The following is a 4,438-nucleotide window of genomic DNA, read 5'->3' as shown; positions in this document are numbered from 1 at the left end:
GCAGCTCGACCCAGTTGACTTCGCTCGGATCATTGTTCTCCGTCCATAGTGTCATTTGCTCCCTTAATTCCTTAATGAATTCTGAATAGGTCTGCTGAGGTTTCTTTACCCAAGAGAAGAAATTTTTTCTGTATACAGTGGGTGAGAGTCGATATTCATCCAAGATGGCGGCCTTGAGAGTCTCGTAATTATTAGCATCTTGGACAGGAAGCGTGGCATATATATTTCTTGCCTTGTCAGATAACTTGTCTATAATATGCCCCACCCAAGTTTGTTTGGAGATCTGGCTAGCTTCAAATAGTCTCTCGCATGTTGAGAAGAATCTATCTGGCCTCATAGTAGGGGTCCAATTAGGAACAGATATGTTGGTTTTATGGGGTCTATTATCGGTCGGGAGGGTGTTATTTTGCTGAGATTCCTGATCCCTCTGGATTTCTCTCAGGCGAATCTCCATATTGTTTTTGTCTCTATTCATCCTTTCTTCTCTGTCCCTCTCTTTCTGTTTTTCGTCCCTCACTCTCTCTCTCTCTCTTTATCCTCTTTCTCTCTTTCTCTCTTTTGTTCTCCCTTTTCTTTCTCTTTCTCATAAATTTCACCCTGGCGTTCCAGGCTTGCTTGATTAAAGTAGGGGAGTCTCATTAACTTATCCCATATCTCATCACCTGTGGTTTGGAAGTCGGGGCTAACCGGTCCCTCAGTTTCCTTATTAGCACTCCTAGTCGTAGCCATTTTGTTTTTATATTTCCCAAAATTTTTACTCCCAATAATGTCTCTCCAAATGTATTATAAAATTATTTTTCATGAAAGGCAGTGGATCACTAATCTAATGTGTCTAACTATATATTTTAAACAGCCTCTATGAAAAGAAATTGGTACTTACCGAATTCCGTGTCGTCTCCGTTAATCCAATATAAATAATTTATCACAATTAAAATATTTCAAATAATAATTCAAATATAATTCATTTCACATAGTTCCAATAATTTAAGAATGTTCTCTATTTAATAATCCGATGGCGTCCTTCATTTATTTAATTTTCAATTTTTAACACTTGTTTTGTGCACTTCTATTTTCACGTTAATTAGTAGTTCCTTGTATCTTTGATAAATGTATCCTAGTGTCCTTCACAAAAATGTCTCGATCTGTCACGATATTTCGTTATTCCGATCTTCTTACTCCGTAATTTATTTCGTTTTAATCCCGTTTTTATTCCGATTCATGCCGGTCGAGCGCCCCAATTGTCACGCATTCCTCCTTCTCGTATCTATTTTCCGTTATTAAGGCTCTAACCAGGGTCTATCCTATCATAGACTCGCTGGAGTTGTCTAGGGGGTTTATATATATAGTCCTTCAATACTACTCTAACCAGGGTCTATCCTATCGTAGACTCGCTGGAGTTGTCTAGGGGTATTCTCTAAGGTCCTTCAGATATATTAACACAACACAGTTCTTCAATTTTCCTTCATATAATATCCTCTATGGCAATCTCGCTTTATTCCAAATCTATAACGTAATAATTTATTTGTGATATCTCTGTCTTATATTTCGCCTCGCTATTTCAATGTATTATCACAATTCTACTAACATACTAATTTCCTTCACTTTATCAAACTGTACCATTAGATATATTAGCCAAAACAATCGTTTCTTAAAAGGCCTAATTATCTTCCGTTCACATATTTAATATAGTTTAATATTTAAGAGTTAATACTTCTTTAAATATTACAGTTTTCTAACTATCATAGAAACAGTTTATATTTCAATCGTGAGTTACATTTATTCCTTAAACGCCTCCTTGGCCGGATAATAATGTACTAATTTCTTAATATTTTTGCATCTCTTATATAGCAAAATAAAAGTCTATAACAGACATTTCGTCGCTGAACATCTGTGATGTTACATAATACTATTACATATTAATGTGTCATCAAGAGAAGCGGCGATTATCTTACATAACTGACCAGCTGCATTCGGTTGCAACAATATAATTTGTTCCCGCGCAAACAGATCACAGAGCGGCGGCGATTATCTTACATAACTGACCAGCAGCCTTCGGCTGTCAAAATATATTTGTTCCCGCGCCAACAGAGAACTGATAATTTAGGCGCGAAAATGTTTAGCAGACGATTATACATAATATCTAATAATCATAATATTACATGGTTAACAATGGGTCAGATATATAAATAAATAAATGTATTTATATAATACATTTATATTTATATATGACAATAATTTATTCGTGCAAATATATTGTTTGTATTTTTCTATATTTTGCACAATCCTCCCTACCCAAGTTGAAGTTTGAAATCGCCCGCCACCGGCCGATTTACAAATCTTCACTCCATCGGATATATAGGAGAAAACAATATAACATCAATACATCACATATTACAAAAATAACATTTCTCTGGCTAGGTACCAACATTCTAATCATAGAGGCAATGTTTGTAAACTAAACTACTGAATTACTATCGGTACACATCACAATCATTGAACTCTAACCCGGTCGCCATTCCGAGTACGACTTTCGTACCAATATTATGGGGGAGGCCCACTGGCTTCTGCTCGGGCGGATAATTCCTAACTCCAACATTTTATCTAGCTCAGTTTTTAAGATTTGTTTCTTTTCTGGAGACATGCGGTAGTATGGCTGGATTACGGGAGCGGCACCTTGCACATCAATATCATGAGTAACACCTTGGAAACATCCCAGTTTTCCAGAGAACAGACGGGGGTAACGGTCTAATATTTGTGTAATCTCATCCCTGTGACCTGGGGGTAAATGACTGAGATCCGGCCAAGCTTTCTTAGGCACAGATTCAAGAGGACTGCAAGGGTCGAATTCTTTCTCTAGGTCGGTAGGGGCTTGGTAATCTAATAGGGTAGGGTCTGGGGAGTCATACGCCATGGGTCCCACGAAATCAGCGGATATGAATTTGAATGGTTGTGATATAATGGGCAGAGGTTTCAATGGGGCTATAGTGGACTTCTGTCCCTTACCAGCTCTCTGGCACGGCCCACAGCTATGGCAGAATCGTTTAACATCCGCTCGGATTCCCGGCCGAAAGAAGCGACGCTTAATGCGCTTCAGGGTTTTACTAGGTCCCAGGTGTCCCATACTTAAACTATCATGAGCGATTCCCGTTATATGATTCCTGAATCCTCGTGGAACTACCACCTGATCATATATTTTCCAGGGTCGAACCTTGGATGGGTCCTGAGGTTGTTCTCTCCTCATAAGTAAGCGGGATTCGGGCTGGATGTAATATCCTTGTCTCATGGGTTTTTCTTCATGCGCCATTTCCCATAGTGGCAATAATGTCGGGTCATTTTTCTGTTCTTGCAATAATTTATCAGGGCTCAAGTCATCAATAGATGGACTATCGTGGGGTGTCTCCTTACTTGCTTTCTCAGAGGGGGAATTGATTTCAATTGTATTCCGGAAAGGTAATACATATTCCTCAGTATCTGGTGTGTTTTCTAAGTTAGGTATTGATACGACGGTTTCATCAAAGGAAATCGCTGTCTTATTGGAGCGTGTCACAACACCACATGTAATTAAATCAGCGACCGGATCGATATCACAGTCGTTACCGATTATCAGATCAACCCCTGCGGCGCATCTATGTGTCAATATAGCCACGGTCAAAGTTCCTTGATATATTGGACAGTTGACGTTAATCTTTGCTAGGGGATAATTACCAGGTATATAATTGACACCTCTAATGGTCACGTGTTCTCCTGTGTATTCCAACTGATTAGCCGTTTGCTCGGTAGCCGTCAATAAACTGATAGTGGCACCCGTATCTCTTAAATACGTCACGTATGTAGTATTATTGTTTATTCTAGCTTGCCCGGTGTATTTGACGAGTAATGGATTTACGCTTTCTTTATATTCGGATGAGTTGATCGGTTCGTTTGTTATAAAGGCAGAGCTATGATTGGCGTTTGACATGTTGTGCCCGCTCGCGAGATTTCTAGTACCTCTGTACCTAGGTGAATTTGGATTTGCCCAACACTCGTTATGTGCGTGGCCATTTCGCCGACAATAATTACAATATTTTTCTACACGGGGAGTCCTGTGTATAGCTTGGGAATTATCAATTCTCATATTGGGTCGATACATGGGTGTGGGGGTGAAAGGCCTTGGGGCAGGAGGTCGATGTTCCGTATCTCTGGGTTTCATACTCGGATTCGAATTAATCCGCGTTCTGGGCGCCAATCTGCGATGGAGATTATATTCATCGGCCAATGCAATACATTCCTGGAGAGTGGATGCTCTTTTATCCAAAATGAATAAATTAAGTTCATCACTTAGCTGGGAATCGAATCTATACCTCAAGAGCAGCTCGACCCAGTTGACTTCGCTCGGATCATTGTTCTCCGTCCATAGTGTCATTTGCTCCCTTAATTCCTTAATGAATTCTGAATAGGT

At 39.5% G+C, this 4,438-nt stretch carries 3 protein-coding genes; all 3 read right to left on the bottom strand.

What is annotated here, in order from left to right:
* On the bottom strand, positions 1 to 517 hold a 517-nt coding region (locus BOW51_RS07810; RefSeq protein ID WP_135568145.1), incomplete at its 3' end, for a hypothetical protein.
* The gene (locus BOW51_RS11800) at positions 514 to 639 is read right to left on the bottom strand and encodes a hypothetical protein (RefSeq protein ID WP_281252878.1); all 126 of its coding nucleotides are present in this window, start codon (positions 637 to 639) and stop codon (positions 514 to 516) included. The genes BOW51_RS11800 and BOW51_RS07810, both read right to left, overlap by 4 nt.
* 1,861 nt (positions 640 to 2,500) lie before the next feature.
* Entirely contained in the window at positions 2,501 to 3,958 is a 1,458-nt protein-coding gene (locus tag BOW51_RS07805) for a hypothetical protein (RefSeq protein WP_078477194.1), read from the bottom strand.
* Positions 3,959 to 4,438 lie beyond the last annotated feature (480 nt).

It is taken from the genome of Solemya elarraichensis gill symbiont (genome assembly GCF_002021095.1).
Taxonomy (GTDB): Bacteria; Pseudomonadota; Gammaproteobacteria; order Chromatiales; family Chromatiaceae.
Note: the sequence above shows the minus strand (reverse complement) of the source record. Positions and strands in the feature narration are given on the sequence as shown.

Bases quoted from the DNA above. Each gene is read 5' to 3' on its own strand.
- BOW51_RS07805 (WP_078477194.1), bottom strand. From the start codon at position 3,958: ATGTCAAACGCCAATCATAGCTCTGCCTTTATAACAAACGAACCGATC.
- BOW51_RS11800 (WP_281252878.1), bottom strand. From the start codon at position 639: ATGAGACTCCCCTACTTTAATCAAGCAAGCCTGGAACGCCAGGGTGAA.